General features: G+C 73.2%; 22 protein-coding genes and 1 pseudogene. 13 read left to right on the plus strand and 10 right to left on the minus strand.

Annotated features, from left to right (window positions below; translation table 11 throughout):
- Positions 1-292 precede the first annotated feature (292 nt).
- The 6 genes from ACFRAV_RS22520 to ACFRAV_RS22545 all read left to right on the plus strand — a co-directional run bounded on the left by ACFRAV_RS22520 (position 293) and on the right by ACFRAV_RS22545 (position 4893).
- Entirely contained in the window at positions 293-496 is a 204-nt protein-coding gene (locus ACFRAV_RS22520) for a cold-shock protein (protein ID WP_043247736.1), read from the plus strand.
- Between the two features lie 105 nt (positions 497-601).
- Complete coding sequence (locus ACFRAV_RS22525; protein WP_382558057.1) at positions 602-1471, plus strand: NAD(P)H-binding protein; 870 nt, start codon at positions 602-604, stop codon at positions 1469-1471.
- A gap of 113 nt (positions 1472-1584) precedes the next feature.
- The gene (locus ACFRAV_RS22530; RefSeq protein WP_382558058.1) at positions 1585-1989 is read left to right on the plus strand and encodes a molybdopterin-binding protein; all 405 of its coding nucleotides are present in this window, start codon (positions 1585-1587) and stop codon (positions 1987-1989) included.
- Positions 1986-2762: a molybdate ABC transporter substrate-binding protein gene (gene modA / locus ACFRAV_RS22535; RefSeq protein WP_382558059.1), complete on the plus strand. Its 777-nt coding sequence runs from the start codon at positions 1986-1988 to the stop codon at positions 2760-2762. Before ACFRAV_RS22530 ends, modA begins: the two co-directional genes overlap by 4 nt.
- Complete coding sequence (locus tag ACFRAV_RS22540) at positions 2759-3562, plus strand: ABC transporter permease (protein WP_382558060.1); 804 nt, start codon at positions 2759-2761, stop codon at positions 3560-3562. Before modA ends, ACFRAV_RS22540 begins: the two co-directional genes overlap by 4 nt.
- Positions 3563-3753: 191 nt before the next feature.
- Positions 3754-4893, plus strand: a complete 1140-nt coding sequence (locus ACFRAV_RS22545; protein ID WP_382558061.1) for an ABC transporter ATP-binding protein — start codon at positions 3754-3756, stop codon at positions 4891-4893.
- On the opposite strand, the gene ACFRAV_RS22550 is transcribed toward ACFRAV_RS22545, so the two are convergent.
- Entirely contained in the window at positions 4888-5052 is a 165-nt protein-coding gene (locus ACFRAV_RS22550; RefSeq protein ID WP_382558062.1) for a hypothetical protein, read from the minus strand. The genes ACFRAV_RS22545 and ACFRAV_RS22550 overlap by 6 nt on opposite strands.
- A 238-nt stretch (positions 5053-5290) precedes the next feature.
- On the opposite strand from ACFRAV_RS22550, the gene ACFRAV_RS22555 reads away from it, so the two are divergent.
- Both ACFRAV_RS22555 and ACFRAV_RS22560 read left to right on the plus strand, forming a co-directional pair.
- A complete protein-coding gene (locus ACFRAV_RS22555) occupies positions 5291-7039 on the plus strand; it encodes a glycoside hydrolase family 13 protein (protein ID WP_382558063.1) in 1749 nt (582 codons plus the stop codon).
- A 97-nt stretch (positions 7040-7136) separates the two neighbouring features.
- On the plus strand, positions 7137-7451 hold the full coding sequence (locus tag ACFRAV_RS22560) for a DUF6401 family natural product biosynthesis protein (RefSeq protein WP_382558064.1): 315 nt from the start codon (positions 7137-7139) through the stop codon (positions 7449-7451).
- 322 nt (positions 7452-7773) lie between these two features.
- Here the strand turns inward: ACFRAV_RS22560 and ACFRAV_RS22565 are convergent, their stop codons facing one another.
- Positions 7774-8535, minus strand: a complete 762-nt coding sequence (locus ACFRAV_RS22565) for a hypothetical protein (RefSeq protein WP_382558065.1) — start codon at positions 8533-8535, stop codon at positions 7774-7776.
- Positions 8536-8604: 69 nt separating this feature from the next.
- Positions 8605-10014 carry a PP2C family protein-serine/threonine phosphatase gene (locus ACFRAV_RS22570; protein WP_382558066.1) on the minus strand — a complete coding sequence of 470 codons (1410 nt, stop codon included), beginning with the start codon at positions 10012-10014 and terminating at the stop codon, positions 8605-8607.
- Between the two features lie 264 nt (positions 10015-10278).
- On the opposite strand from ACFRAV_RS22570, the gene ACFRAV_RS22575 reads away from it, so the two are divergent.
- From ACFRAV_RS22575 to ACFRAV_RS22590, 4 genes are all read left to right on the plus strand, one after another.
- Complete coding sequence (locus ACFRAV_RS22575; RefSeq protein WP_382558067.1) at positions 10279-11028, plus strand: hypothetical protein; 750 nt, start codon at positions 10279-10281, stop codon at positions 11026-11028.
- Positions 11029-11222: 194 nt separating this feature from the next.
- Positions 11223-12272: a hypothetical protein gene (locus tag ACFRAV_RS22580; RefSeq protein ID WP_382558068.1), complete on the plus strand. Its 1050-nt coding sequence runs from the start codon at positions 11223-11225 to the stop codon at positions 12270-12272.
- Between the two features lie 10 nt (positions 12273-12282).
- Positions 12283-12783: an SseB family protein gene (locus tag ACFRAV_RS22585; protein WP_351115047.1), complete on the plus strand. Its 501-nt coding sequence runs from the start codon at positions 12283-12285 to the stop codon at positions 12781-12783.
- A gap of 216 nt (positions 12784-12999) precedes the next feature.
- The gene (locus ACFRAV_RS22590) at positions 13000-13977 is read left to right on the plus strand and encodes a pirin family protein (protein ID WP_382558069.1); all 978 of its coding nucleotides are present in this window, start codon (positions 13000-13002) and stop codon (positions 13975-13977) included.
- An 8-nt stretch (positions 13978-13985) separates the two neighbouring features.
- Here ACFRAV_RS22590 and ACFRAV_RS22595 read toward each other — a convergent pair whose 3' ends face one another.
- On the minus strand, positions 13986-16178 hold the full coding sequence (locus tag ACFRAV_RS22595) for a SpoIIE family protein phosphatase (protein WP_382558070.1): 2193 nt from the start codon (positions 16176-16178) through the stop codon (positions 13986-13988).
- 194 nt (positions 16179-16372) lie between these two features.
- Between ACFRAV_RS22595 and aspS the strand changes: the two genes are divergently transcribed.
- Positions 16373-18136, plus strand: a complete 1764-nt coding sequence (gene aspS, locus ACFRAV_RS22600; RefSeq protein WP_382558071.1) for an aspartate--tRNA ligase — start codon at positions 16373-16375, stop codon at positions 18134-18136.
- 168 nt (positions 18137-18304) lie between these two features.
- Here the strand turns inward: aspS and ACFRAV_RS22605 are convergent.
- The 6 genes and pseudogenes from ACFRAV_RS22605 to ACFRAV_RS22630 all read right to left on the minus strand — a co-directional run bounded on the left by ACFRAV_RS22605 (position 18305) and on the right by ACFRAV_RS22630 (position 25121).
- A pseudogene (locus tag ACFRAV_RS22605) lies at positions 18305-19194 on the minus strand (helix-turn-helix domain-containing protein).
- A gap of 305 nt (positions 19195-19499) precedes the next feature.
- On the minus strand, positions 19500-20060 hold the full coding sequence (locus ACFRAV_RS22610) for a Uma2 family endonuclease (protein WP_382558072.1): 561 nt from the start codon (positions 20058-20060) through the stop codon (positions 19500-19502).
- A 227-nt stretch (positions 20061-20287) separates the two neighbouring features.
- On the minus strand, positions 20288-20755 hold the full coding sequence (locus ACFRAV_RS22615) for a hypothetical protein (RefSeq protein WP_382558073.1): 468 nt from the start codon (positions 20753-20755) through the stop codon (positions 20288-20290).
- Positions 20756-20865: 110 nt separating this feature from the next.
- Entirely contained in the window at positions 20866-21231 is a 366-nt protein-coding gene (locus ACFRAV_RS22620; protein ID WP_382558074.1) for a PH domain-containing protein, read from the minus strand.
- A gap of 133 nt (positions 21232-21364) precedes the next feature.
- Positions 21365-23074, minus strand: a complete 1710-nt coding sequence (gene metG / locus ACFRAV_RS22625) for a methionine--tRNA ligase (RefSeq protein WP_382558075.1) — start codon at positions 23072-23074, stop codon at positions 21365-21367.
- A gap of 148 nt (positions 23075-23222) precedes the next feature.
- The gene (locus tag ACFRAV_RS22630; RefSeq protein ID WP_382558076.1) at positions 23223-25121 is read right to left on the minus strand and encodes a VWA domain-containing protein; all 1899 of its coding nucleotides are present in this window, start codon (positions 25119-25121) and stop codon (positions 23223-23225) included.
- Positions 25122-25527: the final 406 nt, after the last annotated feature.

Raw genomic sequence — 25527 nt, forward strand, 5'->3', positions numbered from 1 at the left:
GCCGGGAAGCGACCTTCGGGGCGCTTCCCGGCCCGGCGCTTTTTATTCCACTTGTCGCATGAATTTCCGTACAGTTTTCGCGGCGACTTCCCGGCGCGACGGCTCGACTTTTCGCAGGACCCCTGTGCTACGGTGGTGACCAGTTGCAGTTTTGGTTACCAGAGACTTCTTGAGTGCTCTCAGACGACCTTTACGTCTACGGGAGCACTCTTTTGTATTTCCGGACATTGCCAGAGCAGCGACCCCGGGGCCACGAGGTGTGGTCTCGGAAACTGCCCAGAGGGAGATTCACATGGCATCCGGCACCGTTAAGTGGTTCAACGCGGAAAAGGGCTTCGGCTTCATCGAGCAGGACGGCGGCGGCGCCGACGTCTTCGCCCACTACTCGAACATCAACTCCTCCGGCTTCCGTGAGCTCCAGGAGGGTCAGCGCGTGAACTTCGACGTCACGCAGGGCCAGAAGGGCCCGCAGGCGGAGAACATCACCCCCGCCTGACGCGTACCGCGCTCCGCGCACCACGCATCACCGGGCCGGGCCCGCACTCCTCGTGAGTGCGGGCCCGGCCTGTTGCGTGCCGGAGGGACAGGGGATGCTGGTGCCATGCGCATGGTCGTGACCGGGGCCACCGGTAGCTTGGGCACGCTGGTGATCGACGGTCTGCTGGAGAGGGTTCCGGCGGATCAGGTGGTCGCGGTGGTGCGGGACAGGGAGAAGGGTGCGGCGCTCGCCGCGCGGGGCGTGCGGCTGACGACGGCCGACTACGACGCCCCGGACACCTTCCAGGGCGTCTTCCGCGCCGGCGACCGGGTCCTGCTGGTATCCGGCAACGACGTGACCGCGGACCGCCTCGCGCAGCACCGCACGGTGGTCGAGGCGGCCGCCGTGGCGGGGGTGGGACTGCTGGCGTACACCAGCGTGCCCGGCGCGCTCCAGGCCCGCCTGGCCGACGCCCACCGGCGCACGGAGGGCCTGATCCTCGCCTCCGGTCTGCCGTACACGCTGCTGCGCAACAACTGGTACACCGAGGCGTACACCGAGCAACTGCCGCTGGTGCTGTACCTGGGCGCGGTCGCCCGGGCCTGTGCGGACGGACGCGTCGCCTCCGCCTCCCGCGCCGACTACGCCGCCGCGGCCGTGGCCGTGCTCACCGGCCCCGGCCACGAGAACCGGACGTACGAGCTCGGCGGCGACACCGCCTGGAACCTGACCGAGTACGCGGCCGAGGTGAGCCGCCACGCCGGCCGGGAGGTCCCGTACCGGGCGATGGCCTTCGACGGCTACCTCGCCCACCTGATCACCGCCGGACTGCCCGAACGGGCGGCCGAACTGCTCGCGGGCGCGGACGTCTCGGTGGCCCGCGGCCAGCTGTCCGCGACTCCCGGCGCCCTCTCCCGCCTGATCGGCCGCCCGACCACCCCGATGCACCGTTCCGTCGCCGAGGCCGTGGGGGCGCTCGCCACCGCGGGGTGAACCGCGGCGGGGCGGCCCGCCCGGACCCTCACAGGCGACTCGCGCCGCAGATACGGGTGATCGGACTCCTGAAGGCTGGCATTCGCGGCGGTGAGTGCCATAGGTTGACGCACATGCGTGAATACTCCATGGCTCGGGCGGCCCGGTTGCTGGGGGTCAGTGCCGACACGGTGCGCCGGTGGGCGGACGCCGGGCGGCTGGCGACCCGGCGGGACGACGGGGGACGCCGGGTGGTCGACGGGCGGGACCTCGCGGCCTTCGCCGTGGAGCTGGCCCGGCAGGGCGACGAGGAGCGCCCCGCGTACACCTCGGCGCGCAACGCGTTCGCCGGCATCGTGACCGGGGTGACGCTGGGCGACGTGGCGGCCCAGGTGGAGATCCAGGCGGGCCCGCACCGGCTGGTGTCGCTGATGACCCGGGAGGCCGTGGAGGAACTCGGCCTGGAGATCGGCGTGGAGGCCACCGCCCGGGTGAAGGCGACCAGCGTGCACGTCGACCGGCCGGTGGAGCAGCGGTGAGGCGCGGGCTGCGGTGGGCCGGCGCGGCCCTGGCGGCGGCGGTGGTCCTCACAGGATGCGGCGCGCAGGAGGCGGAGCCGACGGTGACCGTGTTCGCCGCCGCCTCCCTCAAGGAGTCCTTCGGCACCCTCGGGGAGCGCTTCGAGGAGGAACACCCGGACGTCAACGTCGAGTTCAGCTTCGGCGGCAGCGACACCCTGGCCGCGGGCATCACCGGCGGCGCCCCCGCCGACGTCTTCGCCTCCGCGGACGAGGCCACCATGGCCCGGGTCACGCAGGCGGGCGAGGCGTCCGGGCGGCCCGAGGTCTTCGCCCGCAACCGGCTGTCGATCGTCACCCTTCCCGGCAACCCGCACGGCGTGCGGAGCCTGGGCGACCTGGCCCGCCCGGAGCTGAAGGTGGTGCTCTGCGACGTCTCCGTGCCGTGCGGCGCGGCGGCCCGCAAGGCGCTGGACTCCGCTCGGCTCCGCGTCCGGGCCGCGTCCTACGAACAGGACGTCAAGGGGGCGCTGACCAAGGTGCGGCTGAAGGAGGCCGACGCGGCGCTGGTGTACGCCACGGACGTGAAGGCGGCGGGCGACGCGGTGACCGGCGTGGAGTTCCCCGAGGCGGACACCGCGACGAACAGCTATCCCATCACCGTCCTGAAGAACGCGCCGCAGCCCGAACGCGCGGCGGAGTTCGTGGAGTTCGTCCGCTCGGCGGAGGGCCGCCGGGTGCTGCGCGAGGCGGGCTTCCTGGACCCGGACCCGGGCGCCGCGGGCTCACGGTGAGCACCGCCCGCCCGGCCGCGCGCGCCCCGCTGGCCCTGCTGGTGCCCGCGGCGGCCGGTCTGGTCTTCCTGCTGCTGCCGCTGGCCGCGCTCCTGCTGCGCGCGCCGTGGGCCGCCCTGCCCGCGCAGCTCGGCAGCCCGCGGGTCTGGGAGGCGCTGCGGCTGTCGCTGCTGACGGCGACCACGGCGACCGCGCTCTGCCTGGTGCTGGGCGTGCCGCTGGCCTGGGTGCTGGCCCGCACCGACTTCCCCGGCCGGCGGCTGGTCCGCGCGCTGATCACGCTGCCCCTGGTGCTGCCGCCGGTGGTCGGCGGTGTGGCGCTGCTGCTCGCGCTGGGCCGGGACGGTGTGCTGGGCCGGCTGCTGGACGACTGGCTCGGCGTGACCCTGCCGTTCACCACGGCGGGCGTGGTCGTCGCCGAGGCGTTCGTGGCGATGCCGTTCCTGGTGATCAGCGTGGAGGGCACGCTGCGCGCCGCCGACCCGCGGTTCGAGGAGGCGGCGGCCACGCTGGGGGCGTCCCGGTTCACCGCCTTCCGGCGGGTGACGCTGCCGCTGATCGCCCCGGGGGTCGCGGCGGGCGCGGTGCTGGCCTGGGCGCGGGCGCTCGGCGAGTTCGGGGCGACGATCACCTTCGCGGGCAACTTCCCGGGCCGCACCCAGACCATGCCGCTCGCCGTCTACCTGGCCCTGCAGAGCGACCCGGCCGCCGCCGTCGCGCTCTCCCTGGTGCTGCTGGCGGTCTCGGTGGCGGTCCTCGGCGCGATGCGGGACCGGTGGACGACGGGGGTGGGGACGTGACGGAGGACGCGGCGGCCGCGGACCGGCCGGCGGGAGACGGTGCGGCGGGGGGCGGCGCGGCGGGGGGCGGCGTGACAGGAGACGGCGCGGCGGGGGGCGGCGCGACAGGAGACGGCGCGGCGGGGGGCGGCGCGACAGGAGACGGCGCGGCGGGGGGCGGCGTGACAGGAGACGGCGCGGCGGGGGGCGGCGTGACAGGAGACGGCGCGGCGGGAGACGCGGCCGCGGCGGCGAGCGGGCCGGCGGAGGAAGGGCTGGACGCACGGTTGGTGGTGCGGCGCGGCGCGTTCCGGCTGGACGTGACGCTGGGCGCCGCGCCGGGCGAGGTGGTCGCCCTGCTCGGCCCGAACGGCGCGGGCAAGACGACCGCGCTGCGCGCCCTGGCCGGTCTCGCCCCGCTCGACGGCGGCCGCCTGCGCCTGGACGGCGAGGACCTCGCCCCGCTGCCCGCCGAGCGCCGCCCGGTCGGCGTCGTCTTCCAGGACCATCTCCTCTTCCCCCACCTGTCCGCGCGGGACAACGTGGCGTTCGGCCTGCGCTGCCAGGGCATGCCACGGCGGGAGGCCAGGGCCGAGGCCGGACGGTGGCTGGAGCGGGTGGGGCTGGCCGAGCACGCGGCGGCCCGCCCGCGGCACCTGTCCGGCGGCCAGTCCCAGCGGGTCGCGCTGGCCCGCGCGCTGGCGACCCGCCCCCGGCTGCTGCTGCTCGACGAACCGCTCGCGGCACTGGACGCTCGCACCCGGCTGGAGACCCGCGCCACGCTGCGACGGCACCTGGAGGAGTTCGAGGCGGTGGCCGTGCTGGTCACCCACGACCCGCTGGACGCCATGGTCCTGGCGGACCGGCTGGTGGTGGTGGAGGAGGGCCGCGTGGTCCAGACGGGCGCCCCCGACCGGGTCGCCCGCCGGCCCCGCACCGACTACGTCGCCCGCCTGGTGGGCCTCAACCTCTACCGCGGCACCGCCTCGGGGCACCGGGTGCGCCTGGACGCCGGCACGGCAGCGGTGACCGTGACCGTGACGGTGACCGAGGACCTGTCGGGCGACGTCTTCGTGGCCTTCCCGCCGTCGGCGGTGACCCTGCACCGCGAGCGCCCGGTGGGCACCAGCGCGCGCAACGTGTGGCGGTGCCGGGTGGCCGGGATCGAGACGCACGGCGACCGCGTCCGCGCGGAGCTCACCGGCGAACTGCCCATGGCGGCCGACCTCACCACGGTCTCCGCCGCCGAACTGGGGCTCTCCCCGGGCGGGGAGGTGTGGGCCGCGGTCAAGGCCGGGCAGACGCACGCCTACCCGGCGTCCGACGCCACGGCCTCGCCCCAGGCGTCATAACCGGTCCGTCGCGCTCTCGACCGCCTCGTTCTCCGTGGTCCCGGGCCCCGGCGCCACCGTGGCCGACGGTCCCAGGTGGGCCGCCAGGACCAGGGCCGCCACCGCCACCAGCGCGGCGCCCACGGCGCGCAGGTGACGTGCGTGCGAACGTGCGATCAAGGCGACCTCGCCAAGTACGGGAAGGACATCGCGAAACGACATCGGGAGACGACGGGTGAGAGACGATCAACGTGCGGCTCAACCTAGGGCCGTGTCCGCCCCACGGCAAGGGGCTCAGGTGTGCGGGCACGTGGGCGGCTTTTGCGGACATGTCCGCGCGGCATGAACACGGTCGTCCACAGGTTGTGAAAAGTGGAGGGAGGTACGGGAGTACCGGAGCCGAGCCGCAGGAGTCGTCGTGACCGTCAGTCCCCCGCCCGAGCAGAACCCCGCCGAGCGCACCGCCCCCGACCTGTCGTCCAGGGACCCCAACTGGTGGCGCCAGGCGGTGATCTACCAGGTGTACCCGCGCAGTTTCGCCGACGCCGACGGCGACGGGCTCGGCGACCTGCGCGGTGTCACCCGGCGGCTCGCCCACCTGGCCACACTGGGCGTGGACGCGGTCTGGCTGAGCCCCTTCTACCCCTCGGAGCTCGCCGACGGCGGCTACGACGTCGCCGACCACCGGGACGTCGACCCCCGCCTGGGCACGCTGGAGGACTTCACCCTGATGGTGGCCGAGGCGCACCGGCTGGGCCTCAAGGTGATCGTCGACCTCGTCCCCAACCACACCTCCCGCCGGCACGCCTGGTTCGAGGAGGCGCTGCGGGCGGGCCCCGGCTCCCCGGCCAGGGACCGGTACGTCTTCCGCGACGGCCACGGCCATGGCGGCGAACTCCCGCCGTCCGACTGGCACTCGGTGTTCGGCGGCAGCGCCTGGGAGCGGGTGCCGGACGGCCAGTGGTACCTCCACCTGTTCGCCCCGGAGCAGCCCGACCTCAACTGGGACAACGAGGAGGTGCGCGCCGACTTCCGCACCACCCTGCGGTTCTGGTCGGACCGCGGCGTCGACGGCTTCCGGGTCGACGTGGCGCACGCACTCTCCAAGGACCTCACCGAGCCGTTGCGCGACCTCGGAGACCTGGCGGCCGGCGGCGACGAGGCGCTGGAGGGCATGGCCCCGGGCGAGCACCCGCTCTACGACCGGGACGAGGTGCACGAGATCTACCGTGACTGGCGCAAGATCCTCGACTCCTACTCCCCGCCGCGGATGGCGGTCGCCGAGGCCTGGGTCCCGGGCGAGCGGCGGGTGCTGTACGCGCGGCCCGACGAGCTGGGGCAGGCGTTCAACTTCGAGTACCTGCGCGCCCCGTGGGACGGCGAGGCGCTGCGCGAGGTGATCACCGCCTCGCTGGAGCAGGCCCGTACGGCGGGCGCCTCGGCGACCTGGGTGCTCTCCAACCACGACGTCATCCGGCACGCCACCCGCCTCGCCCTCCCGCCGGACGCGGACCCGGACGCCTGGCTGCTCTCCGACGGCCGTGAACCCGTCGTCGACGCGGAACTCGGGCTGCGGCGGGCGCGGGCGGCCACCCTGCTGATGCTGGCGCTGCCCGGCTCGGCCTACCTGTACCAGGGCGAGGAGCTGGGGCTGCCGGAGGTCGCCGACCTGCCCGCCGAGGCGCTGCGGGACCCGATCTGGGAGCAGACGGGGCACGCCCGCAAGGGACGCGACGGCTGCCGGGTGCCGCTGCCGTGGACGCGGGGCGGCGCGGGGTTCGGGTTCGGCCCCGCGTCCGGCGGCGGGAGCGGCGCCGGACCGGGCGGAGGGCCGGGCGGCGGACTGCCGTGGCTGCCGCAGCCGGATCACTTCGCCGAGCTGTCCGTCGAGGCGCAGGACGGGGTGGAGGGCTCCACGCTGGAGCTCTACCGGGCGGCCCTGCGCGTCCGCCGCGGGGTGCTGAGCGCGGACGAGTCCCTGACCTGGCTCGACGGCTCCGGCCCCGGCGTCCTGCACTTCGCCCGCCCGGGCGGCTGGCAGGTCGTCGCCAACACCACCTCGGCGCCGGTCCCGCTCCCCGCGGGACGGGTCCTGCTCACCAGCGGACCGCTCGACGCCGCGGGCACGGAACTCCCGGCGGACACCACGGTGTGGCTGAAGGCGTGACGCGGGCGGACAATCCGGCGGAGACGCGGCGGGTCGTGTGACGCGCTCCATGCCCGGTCGGCCCCTGCGGGGACGTGCCTCCGCCTACCGTGGGGGCATGTCCCCGCTGGCCCGGATCGCCCGTACTTTCACGCCGCGCTTCGCCGAGTTCGCCTTCGAGCCCGGCTTCACCGCGGCCGTGGACCAGCACGTGGCGGAACTGCGCGACCGGCTCTCCGCCACCGGCCCGGCCGCGACCCTCACCCCGGCCGCCCCGGACCCCGCCGACCTCACGGACTACGCCCTCGGCTTCCTCGACGCCCTCGACGACCTCGATTGGCGCGAACCCCCGGGCCACGACTACGCCGTCTGCCGCCTCACCGCCATCACCTGGCTCGTCCACCACCACAACCTCCTCCCACCCCGCCCCTGAGCACCCGTTACCTCCCCCGACGGGCGGCAGGACTCCGCAGCACCACGGCCGCGCCCGCACCGGGTCCCCCCCTGCTCGAGCGAAGCCGAGAGCTTGGGGGTGGGGGTACCCCCTGGACGAAGTCCTTGGGGGAGGCGGGCGCAGGGCGGCGCCTCCGCGGCGAGCGGTTCGCTCCACCCACCCGGCCTCGGCCTGAGGGCTCGCGCACCCACCAAGCCCAGCCTTCGCACACGTCCACCACGGTCCAGCCGTCGCGAATCGCGCCCCGCCCCGCTCGCGCGGCACCGCGGGCCCCGAGCCGTCGAGGCCCCCGGCGAGGACGTCACCCGTCCCGGGGGCGGCGCCCACCCTCGCGCCCCGCCTCCCCCTCCCGTTCCGCCCGATACGCCGCCACCCCACCCCGCGCCGCCGCAACCTCCTGCTCCGCCCGCGTCAGCCACCGCTCCCATCGCGACCGCATCGGCCCGATCAGTCCGCCGCCGACCCCCACCACCGCGATGCCGCCGACCGTCGCGAGCCCCGTGTACAGCACCGGCAGAACCACCCCCGTCGCGATCCCCGCCTGGCTCAGCGCCGCGACGAACCCCAGGACCAGGACGACCGCCCACAGCACCCGCGCCACCGCACCGCCGTACGCGGCGGACGCGAGCACCGAGCCCACCACCTTCCGCACCGCGCCCGCGACCGCCAGCGTGACCACCACCAGCACCACCGCCACGATGCCGCGCGGCAGCCACGCCACCACCCCGTCGATCATCGCGCCGAGCGGGTTCGGCCCGAACACGCCCAGCGCCAGCCGCAGCACCACCAGCATCAGCAGGGAGAACACCAGTCGGCTGACGATCCCGGTCAGGTCGTACGGCGACTCCCGCAGCCACCGCCGCACGCCCGACCGCTCCGCCAGCCTCTCCGAGCCGGCCGTGCGGAGAACCCGGTCCAGCACCTTGGCGGCCGTCCGGACGACGGCCCATCCGAGGACCAGTACCACCAGGAACGCCGCCAGCCGCGGCACGAACCCGACGACCCCCGACCAGGCGTCGTCCAGCCCTTCGGTGAGGTCCACGGCCACGCGTCGCAGAACCATCGGCGGAACCCCTTCCTCACGCACCCTCCGGTGCTGCCCTCACCACGCCCCCGTCCGGCGCCCCCGCTCTCACCCGCCCCCGCTCGCCGGCCTCCGACGCCACGTCCGGCCCCGACGCCACAACACCGGCAGCAGCACCGGCCACGGCAGCCGCGACGGCACCGGCACCGGCACCGGCCCGAGTCGGAACCGCCCGTGCGGACGCGCTGCTCGGTACCGGTCGACGTCCACCGGGCGCACGCCCCCGACGACCTCGGCCCCGCCGACGCCCTCGTCGTCCACGTCGTCCTCGTCGTCCACGTCGTCCAGCGACCTCGCCGCCTGCCGCCACGGCGGCGGCTCGTCCGGCCCGGGTCGCCGGACGCAGAAGATCGTCGTGTCGTCCTCGAGGTGGGCGTCGGCGTGCAGCAGCACCCCGTCCCGCACGAACCGGGCGACCGCGCGCGGCCTGCGCAGCGTCGGGCTCCGGGCGGCAGCACGGGTGACCTCGTCCCGGAGCGGGTAGAACTCCCCCGCCTCGTTCCGCGCCTCGGTCACCCCGTCGGTGGTGAGCAGCAACGTGGACCCCACCGGCACCGTGGCCCGAACCATCGGCGGCGGCAGGTCGGCGACGTCGCTCAGTCCCAGCGGCAGACCGTGCGCGCCGGGCAGCGGACGGCACTCCCCCGAAGGGCTGACGATCAGCGGCGGCTCGTGACCGAAGTTGACGATTTCCACCACACCCGGCTCGTCGGCCGGGAAGCTCAGCATCACCGCCGTGGCGAACCGGTCGCGGTCCTGCTCGGCCCCCAGGTCGAGTCGGTAGGCGACCTGCCGTTTCAGCCGGATCTCCAGCCGGGTGGCGACCACCGACAACGACCGCTCGTGGAACCCCGCCTCCCGGAACGTGCCGAGCAGGGCGGCCGCCGTCTCGACCACCTCCAGCCCTTTGCCCTGGACGTCGCCGATGAGCACCCGCGTCCCCCACGGGCTGGGCTGGATGTCGTAGAAGTCTCCGCCGACCCGCGCCTCGCTGTTGGCCGGCATGTAGAGCGCCGCGTGCTCGAGCCCGCCCAGCCCCGGCGGGAAAGGCCGCAGGACGGCGCGGCGCGTGGTGTCGGCGATCACTGACATCTGCATGAGTCTGTTCGCGTGGGCGACACGCACCGCGCAGGCGATGACCGAGAACAGCCCGCCGACGATCAGCAGCACGAGGACCGGCCACACACTGACCATGGGCCGGGAGACCACCGTGACCAGCCCGTAGGCGACCAGCGCCAGCACCGCCAGGACCGCCGTGGCGCGCACGGTGCACAGCGCCGAGGCCACGCCGGGGACCAGCACCAGCCAGGACGCGGCCCGGAACCAGTCCGGTGTCGACACCTCCACCACGATGCCGACCAGCCCGATCAGCACCGGGAGCGCCCAGCTGACCGCGTGGCCGCGCCAGTGGGGGAAGCGCGCCGCCCGGGCCACCCGCACGAACACGGCGCGCGGCATCGCCGGATCGTAGACCGGATCTCCGGCGTCGCTTCTCCCGGCAGGGGGTGTGGACTGCATGTTTTCAGCGAAACACGGGCGTGGCGGGCCTGCATCCGGTTGTGGACAGGGGCGCGTTCCCGAGTTGCCCGTTCACTCGTTCGGGTGTCCGCTGGATATCGGAGCCGGGCTTCGTCCACAGGCCGCCGCACGTCCGCGGCATCTGTTCCATGCTCGTGGTCCGGCTCGACGACCGCCCGGTTTCCGGCGGAGAGGAGCGTTTCCATGACGTACGCGCCACACGCCCCCCGAAAGTCCCTGTCCCGGCCGCCCGGTACCTGGCACCCGGGCGCCGACTCGCGCCCGCAGGCCGACCCCCGACTGCTCGGCGACCGCGGGACGAAGACCATGAAGCTGGTCGCGACCGTGGGCTTCGGCCTGATCTACGGCTACTGGGCCGCGGCCAACACCCGGGACGGCGGCCCGATCACCGGCTGGAACACGTTCTACGGCTTCATGGCGGCGCTGGCCTTCGTCCTGGCGCTGGGGGCGATGCTGCTGATCACCCCGCGGCTGTCCCGCGGCATACGCGCGGTGGCCTGGGCCGCCTTCGCCGGCATCGCGCTGGGTTTCCTGGTGAGCACCACCGACACCAGCGTCATCCGGTCCGTCGTCCTGGGCGCCGCCCTGGCGGTGGGCGTCTTCGTCTCCGCTCTCTACCGGATACAGACCCACCCGAGGCCGGGCGACGCCCGGACGGGTGACCCCGGGTATCCGCTCGCCGAGCGGCAGGACGCGCGGCGCGTCGATGAGTACGGAGAGGAGTCCTTCACGGGACGGACGGCACGGGAAGGCGTCGGACCCGCCGCGTCGACTGCGCCGACCGCGCCGGAGTCCCCCGCCACCACCCCCGCCTTCTCCGTGCGGCCCGCGGGCTACGGCACGATCCGGCACCGCCGGCGGCGTCGCGGCGGCAAGGTGCGCCTGCTGATGCGGACACTCAAGATGGCCCGCGCGGTGCGCCGCCACCACTGACCCGGACTCCGCGCGGCGGCCCCTGGACCGACCGGCACACCGCGCGGCGGGCGACCGACCCGCGCCCCGTGCGGCCGGGCCGACCGACCCGCACCTCGCGCGACCGGGCCGTCGGCCCGGTCCCGGGGCCGCCGCCTCACCCGGTCGGACGCGCGTCGCTCGCCCCGGCCGGGCGGGCGGCGTCTCCTGGGAGGGTGAGTCCCCGCACGCGCCGTCTCCGTGACGTGCTGTCGGCGGCCCTGACCGTCGCGGCGTGCCTCGTGCTGCCGTTCGGCGCGCTCGCCGCCTGGGCGGTGCACCAGGTCGCCGACACGAGCCGGTACGTCGAGAGCATGGCGCCCCTGTCCTCGGACCCCGCGGTACGCGGGGTGATCGCGGACACGGTGGGCGCCGGCATCGTGCACGAGCTGACCGACCGGCGTGACCTGCCCCCGTCGGCGGCGCCCTTCGTCCACAGCGCTGTGGACTCCTTCACCCGGACCGCGGCGTTCCGTGCCGTCTGGGACGCCGGCAACCGGGCGTCCCACGAGGCGGTCCTGAAGGCGCTGCGGGAGCGGGGCGACGGCCCGGTCACGGTGGACCTGGCCCCGATCACCGAGCGGGTCCGGCACGAGCTGGCCGACGAGAACGTGCCGCTGGCCGGCAGCATCCCGGTCCGGCACGCGCGGGTGGCGGTGCTGGAGCCGCAGGAGCTGCGGCGGCTGCGGGAAGGGCTGCGCACCCTGGAGGTCGCCGGGGTGTGGCTGCCGGTGTCGGCGGGGGTGCTGGCGGTGGCCGGCATCGCGGTCGCGGTGCGGCGCCGCCGCGCCGTCACCGCCACGGCCCTCGGCACGGCGGTCGGCGGCGCGGTACTGGTGGTCGCGCTGGTGGTGGGGCGGGCCACGATCCTCGCCGACCTGCCGCCCGGCGTCTCCCGGGCGGCGGCGGCCGCGGTGTACGACGCGCTGACGACCACCCTGCGGCAGGTCGCCTGGTCGCTCCTCGCCCTCGGTCTCCTGGTGGCCGCCGGCACCTGGCTGACCCGCCGCCGCTTCCTCCCCCGCCCGCCACGCCGCCCGGCCGACCCGACCGCCACCCCGGGCACTCCCGCCACCTCACCCCCCTCCGTCACACCCGCCACACCTGTCACACCTGTCACGCCGACCTCGCCGACCACTCCCGCCACCCCGGTCGCGCCCACCGGTCCGGGGACCGGAGAGGCCCGCTCCGCCAACCCGTCGCTTCAAGGACGCGTCGTTGACTAGTCTTTGCGGCATGTACGGCTACGACCCGAACGCCGGCGCCCAGCAGCAGTACGCCCCGCCGCCGCAGCAGCACCAGCAGCAGCCGATGGGCGGCATGAGCGGCGGTTACGGTCAGCCGCAGCAGCCGCTCTACCCCGAGCCCTCGACGGCCGCGCCCCCCTCGCTCGCGGAGGCGGTACGCGCCTTCACCACCGGCACGATGACGGCGGAGGACTTCCACCAGGTCTTCGCCACGTCCAAGGTCTACTGCCCGCGCGGCGACAACCCGGGCTTCCTGGCCCTGCACAACACGCAGCAGCCGGTGATCCCGATGTTCACCTCGCTCAAGGAGCTGCGGCGGTACGCGGGCAAGGAGTCCAAGTACTTCGTCATCACCGGCTCGGAGGTGCTGGACCTGCTGCCCTCGGGGTACGGCTTCGTGCTGGACATGGAGGGCGAGCACCGCATGGTCTTCGACGCCCAGACCGTGGAGCAGATGGTCGACTACGCCATGCGGCGCATGTACACCTGAGCGCCGCCGCCCCGCCGGTACCGCGCCGGCGCCCCCGCCGCGAGAAGTCACAGGCCCGGAGGACCTCCCTCCGGGCCTGACGCGTACGCCCCCCACCCCTCCACCACCGCAGGCGAGAAAGTTGAACTCTCAACTAGCGGAAAGTTCAACAATCAACTAACCTCTTCCTCGAGGATGCAGCCGCCCAGGTTGCCGCCGCACAGGAGGTACACCGCCATGCCCGCCGTGACCGTCGAGAACACCCTGGCCCTGCCCCGCGTCACCGCGCCCGCCGAGGCCACCGCCCGTCCCGTGCTCACCGTCACCACCGCGCCCAGCGGTTTCGAGGGTGAGGGCTTCCCGGTGCGCCGCGCGTTCGCGGGCATCGCCCACCGGCACCTGGACCCGTTCATCCTGATGGACCAGATGGGTGAGGTGGAGTACGCGCCGGGCGAGCCGAAGGGCACCCCCTGGCACCCGCACCGCGGTTTCGAGACCGTCACGTACATCATCGACGGCGCCTTCGACCACCAGGACAGCCACGGCGGCGGCGGCTCGATCACCAACGGCGACACCCAGTGGATGACGGCCGGCAGCGGCCTGCTGCACATCGAGGCGCCGCCGGAGCAGCTGGTGATGTCCGGCGGCCTCTTCCACGGCCTGCAGCTGTGGGTGAACCTGCCGGCCAAGGACAAGATGATGGCCCCGCGCTACCAGGACATCCGCGGCGGCACGGTCAAGCTGCTGACCTCCCCCGACGGTGGCGCGCTGATCCGCGTGATCGCGGGCGAGCTGGACGGCCACCGGGGCCCGGGCATCACCCACACCCCCATCACGATGATCCACGCGACCGTCGCCCCGGGCGCCGAGATCACGCTGCCCTGGCGCGAGGACTTCAACGCCCTCGCCTACGTGCTGGCCGGCCGCGGCTCGGTGGGCTCGGAGCGGCGCCCGGTCCACACGGGCCAGGCGGCCGTCTACGGCAAGGGCTCCTCGCTGACCTTCCGGGCGGACGAGCGGCAGGACGGGAACACCCCCGACCTGGAGATCGTCCTGCTCGGCGGGCAGCCGATCCGCGAGCCGATGCAGCAGTACGGGCCGTTCGTCATGAACACCCGTGACGAGCTGACGCAGGCCTTCGAGGACTTCCAGAAGGGCCGCTTCGGGCAGATCCCGGCCGCCCACGGGATGACCCCGGCCGGCCCGCAGGGCTGACCCGCCCGTCAGCCGCCGCCGTCCTCCCCCTCCTCGCCGAAGCCCTCCCCCTCCTCGTCCTCCGGTTCCTCCAGCAGCTCGAACCAGATGGTCTTGCCGTCCCCGCGCGGGTCGACGCCCCATGCCTGGGCCAGCTGCTCGATGAGCACCAGGCCCCGGCCCGAGGAGGCCATCTCCCCCGGGTCGCGCTTGTGCGGCAGCGCGTCGTCGGAGTCGGTGACCTCGACGCGCAGCCGGCGGAGGGCGCCGGTGCCGGTGATCTCGGCGATCAGGGTGGCGTCGGCGTCGGTGTGCATCAGGACGTTGGCCAGCATCTCCGAGGTGAGCAGCACCGCCGAGTCGACGTGGTCCTGCTCGGTCCAGTCGTGCATCAGCTGCCGCAGGTCGGCGCGCGCGTTGGCGATCCGCTCGGGCTGGTCCTGGGCCACCGTCGCCACCACCTTGCGCTTGGGCAGCGGCTCCTCGTCGCCGTGGCGGGCCAGGCGCTCCGGGGAGAGCCGGTGGAGCAGCAGCAGGGCGATGTCGTCCTCACGCCGGTCCGGCAGCGGGCCTGCGGTCGAGTGCGACGCCGGGCCCAGCACCGCGGTCACCAGGATGTCGGCGAGTTCCTCCATGTCGCCGCCGTCGTCGGCGGCCTCCAGGATGTCGCGGACCCGCGTCCAGCCGGTGAGCAGGTCGTGGCCGCCGGTCTCGGCGAGCCCGTCGGTGCACAGCAGCAGCGTCTCGCCGGGCTCCAGGATGAACTCGGTGATCGGGTAGTCCGGGTCCGGATAGACGCCCAGCGGGAGTCCGCCCGCGGTCGACCGCAGCAGCACGGTGCCGTCGGTGAGCCGGATCGCCGGGTCCAGGTGCCCGGCCCGGGCGATGGTGAGCGTGCCGCTGTCCGGGTCCACCTCCACGTACAGACAGGTGGCGAACCGGGTGTCGTCGGTGTGCTCGGAGTCGTTGATGCCCTGCAGGAACCGGGAGGCACGGGAGAGCACCGCGTCCGGCGGGTGCCCCTCGGAGGCGTAGGCCCGCAGCGCGATGCGCAGCTGTCCCATCAGCCCGGCGGCCTGCACGTCGTGACCCTGCACGTCGCCGATGACCAGGGCGAACCGGCCGCCGGGGCCGGGGGCCGCGGTGCTGCCCGGCAGCGGGATCATGTCGAACCAGTCCCCGCCCACCTGGAGCCCGCCGCCGGTGGGCACGTAACGTCCGGCGATCTCCATGCCCGGGATCTTCGGGCCCAGGCGCGGCATCATCGAGGCCTGGAGCCCCTGGCTCAGTTCGCGTTCCGTCTCGGCGGTGCCCGCCCGGGACAGCGCCTGGGCCAGCATCCGGGCCACCGTGGTGAGGACCGAGCGCTCGTCGGGCGTGAACTTGACCGGATGGGCGAAGCCCGCCATCCAGGCGCCCATGGTCCGGCCGCCCACCACCAGCGGCAGGAAGGCCCAGGACTTGCGCCCGAAGTGCGCGGCCAGTGGCCATCCGCTGGGGTAGCGGGAGCGGTACTCCTCGGGCGAGCGGAGGTAGACCGGCCGGCCGGTGCGGATGACCTCCGCGGCGGGATAGTCGGTGTCCACCGACATCTGGGTGAACGGGAACGCGTCCTGCTGGGGCTGCCCGTGGTGCCCGACCACCGTCAGCCGGGACCCCTCGACGCCGAAGACGGCCAGGCCGTCGGGGGAGAACCCCGGCATGGCCAGACCCGCGGCGACCCGCAGCACCTCGTCGGTGGAGCCCGCCTCCGCCAGCGCCCGGCCCGCGTCCAGCAGGAACGCCTCCCGGTTGCGCCGCCAGTCGCCGATCACGGGGCCCTGCGAGGCGGCGTCCCCGCCCTGGTCACCGACCTCCTGGATGATGCCGACGAGCTCGTAGGAGTCGCGCCGCGCGTCGTAGGACGGGCGGCAGCGCGACCGCAGTGTGCGCAGCACCCGGTTGCCGCCGTCCATCACCCGGATCCGCGCCTCGGCGAGGGTGTTCTCCGCGAGCGCCAGCTGGACGACGCCCACCATCTCGCTCCAGTCCTCCGGGTGGACCTTGGCCCGCAGCTGGGCGGCCCGCAGGACCACCGGCTCGGCCGGCAGATCCAGCTGGCGGGCGGCTTCGGCGTCGGCGGCGATCCGGTCGTTGGCCGTGTCCCACTGCCAGAGGCCGACCGAAAGGATCGACAGGACCTCCGGAACCTTCTCGGCCGACAGGGGATCGTCGTGGCGCATTGCACCACTGTAGGAAGACGGTGACCGAGCCTGCCATCCGAAGCGGACGCATATGTTCCGTATGCCCGGGCGCCCGGGACCCCCGCGAGGCGCGGAAACCAAGGGGAAGGGGCGACAGCACGACCGGTACCCTGGGAGGGCCCGGCCGAGTCATGCCGGGAGACCCCGCTTCCACGAAGACTGGATGAACGACGATGCATCGGTACAGGTCCCACACCTGCGGCGAGCTCCGCGCCTCTGACGTCGGCACCGACGTCCGGCTGAGCGGCTGGCTGCACAATCGGCGCGACCTGGGCGGCATCCTCTTCATCGATCTGCGCGACCACTACGGCATCACCCAGCTGGTCGCCCGTCCCGGCACCGCCGCGTACGAGGCCCTGGACAAGATGTCCAAGGAGTCGACCGTCCGGGTGGACGGCAAGGTCGTCTCCCGCGGCGCGGAGAACGTGAACGGCGACCTGCCGACCGGTGAGGTCGAGGTCGAGGTGGCCGAGGTCGAGCTGCTCGGCGCGGCCGCCCCGCTGCCGTTCACCATCAACGCCGAGGACGGGGTGAACGAGGAGCGCCGTCTGGAGTACCGCTTCCTCGACCTGCGCCGCGAGCGGATGCACCGCAACATCATGCTGCGCACCGCCGTCATCTCCGCCATCCGGCACAAGATGACCGCGCTCGGCTTCAACGAGATGGCGACGCCGATCCTCACCGCCACCTCGCCCGAGGGCGCCCGCGACTTCGTCGTGCCCTCCCGCCTGAACGCGGGCCGCTTCTACGCGCTGCCGCAGGCGCCCCAGCAGTTCAAGCAGCTGCTGATGATCTCCGGCTTCGACCGCTACTTCCAGATCGCGCCCTGCTTCCGCGACGAGGACGCCCGCGCCGACCGTTCGCCGGGCGAGTTCTACCAGCTCGACGTCGAGATGAGCTTCGTCGAGCAGGAGGACGTCTTCCAGCCGATCGAGAAGCTGATGACCGAGCTCTTCACCGAGTTCGGCAACGGCCGCGAGGTCACCTCGCCCTTCCCGCGGATCCCGTTCCGCGAGTCGATGCTGAAGTACGGCTCCGACAAGCCGGACCTGCGCGCCAAGCTCGAGCTGGTCGACATCACCGACGTCTTCGAGGGCTCCGACTTCAAGGCCTTCGCCGGCAAGCACGTCCGCGCCCTGCCGGTGCCGGACGTCGCCGCCCAGCCGCGCAAGTTCTTCGACCAGCTCGGCCAGTTCGCCGTCGACCTCGGCGCGCAGGGCCTCGCATGGGTCCGCGTCACCGAGGACGGCTCGCTGACCGGCCCGATCGCCAAGTTCCTCACCGAGGAGAACGTCGCCGAGCTGACCAAGCGTCTCGGCCTGGCCGCCGGTCACGCCGTCTTCTTCGGCGCCGGCGAGTTCGACGAGGTCTCCAAGATCATGGGCGCGGTCCGCGTCGAGGCCGCCAAGCGGGCCGGTCACTTCGAGGAGGGCGTCTTCCGGTTCTGCTGGATCGTCGACTTCCCGATGTACGAGAAGGACGAGGAGACCGGGAAGATCGACTTCTCGCACAACCCGTTCTCGATGCCGCAGGGCGGCATGGACGCGCTCGAGAAGCAGGACCCGCTGGACATCCTGGCCTGGCAGTACGACATCGTCTGCAACGGCGTGGAGCTGTCCTCCGGCGCGATCCGGAACCACGAGCCGGAGATCATGCTCAAGGCGTTCGAGATCGCCGGCTACGACGCCGAGACGGTCGAGCGCGAGTTCGCCGGCATGCTGCGCGCCCTGCGCTTCGGCGCCCCGCCGCACGGTGGCATCGCCCCGGGCGTGGACCGCATCGTGATGCTGCTGGCCGACGAGCCCAACATCCGCGAGACCATCGCCTTCCCGCTCAACGGCAACGCCCAGGACCTCATGATGGGCGCGCCGACCGAGCTGGACGAGGCCCGCCTGCGCGAGCTGCACATCTCCGTCCGCAAGCCGCAGCCGAAGTAGTCCCCCGGGGCCCCACGAGGGCCCCACGCCTCACCGCTGTCCCCGAGGGCCCCGTCCCGCCGCCTCCACGCGGCAGGACGGGGCCCTCCGGCGCGCGCGGGTACGGGTGCGGGTGGGTGCGTGGGGGGGTGTGCCCTGAATGTGTCGCTGGGGCAGCGCATTCGGGGCTCACCTGCCGGACGCGACCAGTTCGCCGCGGCAGTCGCGGCAGTGGCCGGGCTCCGGAGCGCGGAAGGCGCGGTCACAGGTCTCGCAGGTGTGGAGCGGGTGCCTGTGCCGGAGGTCGGGGGGCGGGGCGTCCCCGGCTCTGGCGGACGGCAGGGGCGGCAACGGCGGCAGCTGGGCGGTGAGGCGGTGGGCGAGGAGCGCGGCCGGGCGGACCAGGGGCGCGTCGGGCAGGTTCTCGGTCAGCACGCGGCGCACGACGCTGGGTGGGACGTCCCGCTCCAGCCACGCGGCGACGCCCGGCGCGAGGTGTTCGGCGTCGGTGGCCGACAGGAACAGGCGCGGGTCCACGCGGCGCAGGCCGGCCAGGACCTCGACGGCCGCCTGCAGCAGCAGGGGGCCGGGTACGCGGGCCGGGGGACGGCGGGGAGGCGCTTGCGTGGCGAGGGCTCGTCCGCGGTGGCGGCGGCGCGCCGGGCGGGCCGGCGGGGGGCGGTCTCCCGGGCAGCGCTGTGACCGGGCCTGTTGCAGGAGACCGTGCGGGTGACGACCCGTCCGGTGGACGTCCGCTCGCGGGTGCGGCGCAGGTAGCCGTGGGCCTCGAGCTCGCGCAGGGCGGCGGAGATCCGGGCGGCGCCCTCGGGGAAGCGGGCGGCGAGGGTCTTGATGTCGATCGCGGTGCCGGTGCGGACCGACTGGATGTAGCAGGCCAGCCCGATGGCCAGCAGCGAGAGTTGCTGGTGCTGGGCCAGGTCGTTGCCGATCACCGTGAAGTTCTCGGTGTGGCGGACGTTGTCGTGGACGACGCCCGCGAACGACCGCCCGGCGGGGTGGTTTGTGCCGCGGTTACGGGACTGGGCGCGCGAGGGCGCGCTAGGGTTTTCGGTGTCCATCGGGAAGCGGCTTTCTTCCTCGGTGGTCAGGCCCTCGCACTGGGATGCCAGTCCCGGCGGGGGCCGTCACATGTCTGCGGTTGTGTCGCGCTGAGCGTAAGGCAGGCAACCGGGGCCAAATCCAGCCCTCCCGGGCATATTCACTCGCGGGAGTGAGTCGGGGCCGACGGGAGGGAGGGGTGGGGTTTGGCTGGGTGTTTTCAGCACAGTGGGTAGTGCATAGGGACAGCCATCCGGACCGGCGCACGGCCCGACGGGTCCCGGTGCCCCGCGTGCCGCTGACCAGGGCAGCGGGACCGTCGGCGTCAGCGCGTCCAGTCCTTCAGCGGCTCGGTGTCCAGCTCGATGCCGACGGGGTCGGGGAGGGTCACCGTCTTGCCGTAGGGCACGACGACCTGCCGGGTGTACCGGCCGCCCTCCGGCTCGGAGTGGACCTTGACCTCGCAGGAGTCGCGGTCCACGAGGAGGAAGACGGGGATGCCGGCCCCTGCGTAGGCGCGGGGCTTCTCGACGTGGTCCCGAGCATGCGTATCGCGGTCGTGGGACGTCACCTCGACCACCATGAGCACGCCGTCCGGGCTCGCCCATTCGCCCTGGCCGGCGAATGTGCCGGTGACGGCGAGCGAACCGTCAGGGCGGGCATTGCCCTGACGGTAGCCGTCGATGCGAAGGCCTCGATCGGGGTAGAGCCACCAGTCGGATCGCGACTGGATGCACACGCGAGTCAGCCACTCGACGATGGTGTCGTGGTCACCGTCGGGCATGGGCTTCTCCAGGACCCGCCCCTCGATGAACTCCAGCCGGACCGCCTCGTTGACCCGGTCGGCCATCCGGGCCAGCTCCTCGAACTCTTCCTGGTTCAGCACACCGGTATGTTCGTCGGCGGAACTCACGTCTGCCCCCTCGTGGGTAGGTGACGTTTTCAGCGTACGCAGGGCGGCCGCCACGGGCACTCCTTCCGCTGTGTGCTCCATCGATTCGGTCATCGGTCATATGGCCGAACGTAGAGGCGGCGGGCCCGGGGAGCGTCTGGTTCGCCCGGGCCTCACACGATCGGGCAGCCGGTGTGGCACGAAGGTGACGACTGCGACCGTCAGGCCTCGTAGGCGCCGTTCCACGGGGGGCCGAAGCCGAGGCGGTCGGGGTGGAGTTCGGTCCACTCGTCGCCCTCGTCCTCGGACTCGACGAGGAGGCCGAAGAGGACCCCGTCGACGGTGCGGCGGAAGGGGCGGACGGCGATGTCGCCGTAGGTGCGGGAGGGCAGGGTCTCCAGCAGCTTGGTCAGGTGGGCCTCGGCCTGGCCGAGGACCGCCGGGTCGCGCCGCTGGTCGGCCCAGGTGCCGCCGAACCAGACGTCGGTGTCCCGGTGGACGCCGTCCGCGTCGAAGGTGTGCAGGACGGCGTAGAGCCGCCGCTGCCGCTCCCACTCGTCGTCGGGGCGGTACCCGACGGGGTACGCGTACGTCACCGACGCCAGGAACTGGCCGTCGGCGTAGCGGCCGATGGTGGCCGTACGGCCGTCCGGCTCATGGGCGATCGGGATGACCTGGGGAATTGCCATGAGCGGCAACCTAAGGCCCAAGGCCCCCAGTTGCGAAGCCGGGAGGGGCACAACGCCCGGGATGCGCGGATTCCGCACCCCGGCGCGCCGGTCCTCACCGCCCGGGCGGCTCAGCTCGCCACGTACTGCGTGAGGATCGCCTGCACCTCGTAGATGTCGACGCCCTTGGTGAAGGTCTTCTGGATCGGCATCGAGGAGCCGGACACCCAGATCTTCAGCTCCGCGTCAAGGTCGAACGTGCCGGCCGTCTCCACCGCGAAGTGCGTGATGGAGCGGTACGGGATCGAGTGGTATTCGGTCTTCTTACCGGTGATGCCCTGCTTGTCCACCAGGATCAGGCGGCGGTCCGTGAGCATGATGGTGTCGCGGATCAGCAGATACGCGGCCCGCACCTGCTCGCCCTGGCCCATCAGGCGGGCGTACTCCTGCTGCGCCTGGGCCGGGTCGATCGGGTGCGCGTTGCCGAACAGAGCCATGGTTCCCCCCACGGTCGGTGACGATCACTGCGGCAGCGGACGGTCGTCCGCTACCGACAGTGATCCTCGCACGCGGGTACGACAACGGGCGCCGCCCGTCACCAGCCTGTGGAAAACCCGTGACGCGTCCGGGTCACTCGCCGCCGAAGCGCTCCTTGTAGGCCTCGAGGTCGTCCTCGGTCAGCTTGGCGAAGAGCACAGGCGGGACCGTGAACGGCGTGCCCACCGGCAGGAACGCCAGCGCGCGCGCCTCCTCGGCCGACACCCACGTGGCGGTGTCGCCGTCGAGCTGGAACGCCTGACGCATCGCCGCCGAGCTGGCCGGGATGAACGGCTCGGAGACGATCGCGTACAGGTGGATCAGGTTCATCGCCGTGCGCAGTGTCAGCGCGGCGCCGTCCTTGTCCGTCTTGATCTCCAGCCAGGGGGCCTTCTCCTCCAGGTAGGAGTTGCCCGCCGACCACAGCGCGCGCAGCGCGGCCGCGGCCTTGCGGAACTGGAGGGCCTCCATCTGGGTCTCGTACTCGGCCAGCAGCGCGGCGATCTGCTCGCCCAGCTTCGCCTCGGCCTCGCCCGCCTCGGCCCCCGCCGGGACCTCCTCGCCGAAGCGCTTCTTCGAGAAGGACAGCACCCGGTTCACGAAGTTGCCGAGGGTGTCGGCCAGGTCCTTGTTCACCGTCGCCGTGAAGTGCTCCCAGGTGAACGACGAGTCGTCGGACTCCGGGGCGTTGGCGATCAGGAAGTAGCGCCAGTAGTCGGCCGGCAGGATCTCCAGCGCCTGGTCGGTGAAGACGCCGCGCTTCTGCGAGGTGGAGAACTTGCCGCCGTAGTACGTCAGCCAGTTGAACGCCTTGACGACGTCGACCTTCTTCCACGGCTCGCGCACGCCCAGCTGGGTCGCCGGGAACATCACCGTGTGGAAGGGAACGTTGTCCTTCGCCATGAACTGCGTGTAGCGGACGCTCTCGTCGGCCTCGTACCACCAGGACTTCCAGTCCCGGGCGGCCGGGTCGACGTCCGCCCACTCCTTGGTGGAGCCCAGGTACTCGATCGGGGCGTCGAACCAGACGTAGAAGACCTTGCCCTCGGCGGCCAGCTCCGGCCAGGTGTCGGCCGGGACCGGGACGCCCCAGTCGAGGTCACGGGTGATCGCGCGGTCGTGCAGGCCCTCGGTCAGCCACTTGCGGGCGATGGAGGAGGACAGGTGCGGCCACTGCTCCTCGTGGGCCGACACCCACTGCTCGACCTCGTGCTGGAGCTTGGACTGGAGCAGGAACAGGTGCTTGGTCTCGCGGACCTCCAGCTCGGTGGAGCCGGAGATCGCCGAACGCGGGTTGATCAGGTCGGTCGGGTCGAGGACGCGGGTGCAGTTCTCGCACTGGTCGCCGCGGGCCTTGTCGTAGCCGCAGTGCGGGCAGGTGCCCTCGACGTAGCGGTCCGGGAGGAACCGGCCGTCCGCCGGGGAGTAGACCTGGCGGATTGCCCGCTCCTCGATGAAGCCGTTCTCGTTCAGCTTCCGGGCGAAGTGCTGGGTGATCTCGACGTTCTCCCGCGAGGAGCTGCGGCCGAAGTGGTCGAAGGCGAGGGCGAAGCCGTCGTAGACCGCCTTCTGCGCGTCGTGCGCCTGCGCGCAGAACTCGGCGACCGGCAGGTTCCGCTCCTTCGCCGCCAGCTCGGCGGGGGTGCCGTGCTCGTCGGTGGCGCAGATGTACAGGACGTCGTGACCGCGCTGGCGCAGGTACCGGGAGTACACGTCGGCCGGGAGCATGGACCCCACCATGTTGCCCAGGTGCTTGATCCCGTTGATGTACGGAAGGGCGCTGGTGATGAGGTGTCGAGCCACGGGGCTGCTCCCAGGTCGCAATGTCTTCGAACCTTGGAATCGTAGCCGACGCGGGGGTGCCGCCCGCCTCCCGTTTTGCCCAGTGGGAAGGGGGCGGCACCGTTGATCTTGCGGGCCGGAAGTCCGGGCGGCGGGCCCGGCGGCGGACCTACTTGGAGGCGGGCTCCCAGTCGGCGAGGACGCCGTCGTAGAGCTCGCGGTCGGTGAGCTCCAGCGGGGTCGGGCCGGCGTGGAAGAACGCGGTGTTGCCGGTCTTCAGCTTCCGCGCGTAGTCGAACGCCTTGTTGTCGTGCTCGCCGAACGCGACGAGGGAGAAGAACACGGCCGGGTGCGAGGCGGCGGCGTCGGTGAACGCCTGGGTGGCCGGGGTCTTCGCGTCGGGCGCGCCGTCCGTCTGGAAGACGACCAGGGCGGGGGCCTTCGGGTCCGCCGAGGCGTCGTGGAGGCGGAGGACCTCTTCGACGGCGGCGTGGTAGCTGGTGCGGCCCATCCGGCCGAGGTCGGCGTGCAGGTCGTCGACCTTGTTCTCGAACTCGGCGAGGGTGAGCTCGCCGGTGCCGTCGATCTCGGTGGAGAAGAAGACGACGGGGAGGGCGGCCTTCTCCGCGCCCTCGGGGGCGAGGTGGGCGGCCAGCGCGAGGGCCTGCTCGCCGAGCGCCTGGGCGGAGCCGTCCTTGTAGAAGGGGCGCATCGACGCGGACCGGTCGAGCACCAGGTACACGCGTGCCTGCGCCTTCGCGAGACCACGCGCCTCCAGGGCGGCGGACGCGGCGGAGTACGCGGGGGCGAGCGCGGCGGGCACGGCGTCAGCCACCTTGCCCTTGGCGGTGGCCTTGCTCTTCGCGGCGGCCTTCTCCTTGGCGGGGGCCTCGTCCTTGGCGGGGGCCTTGCCCTTGGCGGCAGCCTTCTCCTTAGCCGCGGGCTCGTCCTTCGCGGGAGCCTCATCCTTGGCGGCGGCCTCATCCTTGGCGGGGGCCTCATCCTTGGCCGCGGGCTCATCCTTCGCGGCAGCCTTGCCCTTGGCGGCGGCCTCATCCTTAGCCGCGGGCTCGTCCTTGGCGGGGGCCTTGCCCTTGGCGGCAGCCTTCTCCTTCGCCGCGGGCTCGTCCTTCGCGGGAGCCTCATCCTTCGCGGCGGCCTCGTCCTTGGCGGGGGCCTCATCCTTCGCGGCGGGCTCGTCCTTCGCGGCAGCCTTGCCCTTGGCGGCGGCCTCGTCCTTCGCGGGAGCCTCATCCTTCGCGGCGGGCTCGTTCTTCGCGGCGGCCTTGCCCTTGGCGGCGGCCTCATCCCTCGCCGCGGGCTCGTCCTTGGCGGGGGCCTCATCCTTAGCCGCGGGCTCGTCCTTTGCGGCGGCCTCATCCTTGGCGGGGGCCTCATCCTTCGCGGCGGGCTCGTCCTTCGCGGCAGCCTTGCCCTTGGCGGCGGCCTCATCCTTAGCCGCGGGCTCGTCCTTCGCGGCGGCCTTGTCCTCGGTGGGCTCGGCCTTCGCGGGCGCCTCGTCCTCGTCGGCCTTCGCGGCGGGCTCGGCCTCGGCCTCCGCGGGCTTCGCCGCAGGCTTCTCGTCCTCGGCGGGGGTCTCCGCAGCCGCCTCGGCGTCCTTGCTCCCGGCCTCGGCGTCGTCCTGCGCGGCGGGCTCCTCCGCGGCGGCCTCGTCCTCGGCGGCGTCAGGAGCAGGGGCGGTGGCATCGGCGTCCTCGCCGGTCCCCTCCTCCTTCACCTCCTCGATGCGGGCCTCGATCTTGGCCTCCGCCTCGGCGAGGTCCTCCGGCTCGGCCACGGCCTGCGGCACCGGGGTGCCGTCGGCGGCCTTCTCATCGGTGGCCTTCCCGTCGCCGGCCTTCCCGTCGGCGGCCTTCCCGTCGGCGGCGGACTCTCTGGCCGCCGGGACGGCGTCGTCACCCGGCGCGGCGGGCGACGGGATGGCGACGCCGTCGAACGCGGCGGACACCAGCTCGTGCTCCGTGTCCCCGGTCGGCTGCTCGGGCGAGGAGGCCGGCGCCGACACCTTCGCCGAGGCGTCGGGCTCGGCGGCCGAGGAGGAATCCAAAGCGGAGGCAGGAGAAGTGGTGGAAGAAGCGGAAGAAGCGGAAGAAGAGGAAGAAGAGGACGCCTCGTCCGGGGCGCCACCCTGCGCCGGGACCGTGGGCTCCGCATCGGCAGCGCGTTCCTTCCGCGCCTTTCCGAACTTGTTCCGCAGGAGAGAGAAGATGCCCATGTGTCGCTACCCTTCGGAGGAGCTGAAGCCCGTCGAACCCTGGCCAGGACGGACACGTAAGGTTAGCGGCCCCCTTGGGGCCGCTCGGTAAGGGGCGCACGCCCCGGGCCCCCGGCCGCACCCGACCGGACGCGTCCCATCGGGTGCACACATGCCCCGAAGGGGTTTGAGGACGCCCGCGATGACCGGTCCCGCGCCGCAGGACCCGTATCGCTGCCCTCGGTTCAGCCTCCGTTCA

It is taken from the genome of Streptomyces sp. NPDC056600, from assembly GCF_042792855.1.
Classification (GTDB): domain Bacteria; phylum Actinomycetota; class Actinomycetes; order Streptomycetales; family Streptomycetaceae; genus Streptomyces.

Bases quoted from the DNA above. Each gene is read 5' to 3' on its own strand.
- ACFRAV_RS22520 (WP_043247736.1), top strand. From the start codon at position 293: ATGGCATCCGGCACCGTTAAGTGGTTCAACGCGGAAAAGGGCTTCGGC.
- ACFRAV_RS22525 (WP_382558057.1), top strand. From the start codon at position 602: ATGCGCATGGTCGTGACCGGGGCCACCGGTAGCTTGGGCACGCTGGTG.
- ACFRAV_RS22530 (WP_382558058.1), top strand. From the start codon at position 1,585: ATGCGTGAATACTCCATGGCTCGGGCGGCCCGGTTGCTGGGGGTCAGT.
- ACFRAV_RS22560 (WP_382558064.1), top strand. From the start codon at position 7,137: ATGTCCCCGCTGGCCCGGATCGCCCGTACTTTCACGCCGCGCTTCGCC.
- ACFRAV_RS22565 (WP_382558065.1), bottom strand. From the start codon at position 8,535: ATGGTTCTGCGACGCGTGGCCGTGGACCTCACCGAAGGGCTGGACGAC.
- ACFRAV_RS22570 (WP_382558066.1), bottom strand. From the start codon at position 10,014: ATGCCGCGCGCCGTGTTCGTGCGGGTGGCCCGGGCGGCGCGCTTCCCC.
- ACFRAV_RS22575 (WP_382558067.1), top strand. From the start codon at position 10,279: ATGACGTACGCGCCACACGCCCCCCGAAAGTCCCTGTCCCGGCCGCCC.
- ACFRAV_RS22585 (WP_351115047.1), top strand. From the start codon at position 12,283: ATGTACGGCTACGACCCGAACGCCGGCGCCCAGCAGCAGTACGCCCCG.
- ACFRAV_RS22590 (WP_382558069.1), top strand. From the start codon at position 13,000: ATGCCCGCCGTGACCGTCGAGAACACCCTGGCCCTGCCCCGCGTCACC.
- ACFRAV_RS22595 (WP_382558070.1), bottom strand. From the start codon at position 16,178: ATGCGCCACGACGATCCCCTGTCGGCCGAGAAGGTTCCGGAGGTCCTG.
- aspS (WP_382558071.1), top strand. From the start codon at position 16,373: ATGCATCGGTACAGGTCCCACACCTGCGGCGAGCTCCGCGCCTCTGAC.
- ACFRAV_RS22615 (WP_382558073.1), bottom strand. From the start codon at position 20,755: ATGGCAATTCCCCAGGTCATCCCGATCGCCCATGAGCCGGACGGCCGT.
- ACFRAV_RS22620 (WP_382558074.1), bottom strand. From the start codon at position 21,231: ATGGCTCTGTTCGGCAACGCGCACCCGATCGACCCGGCCCAGGCGCAG.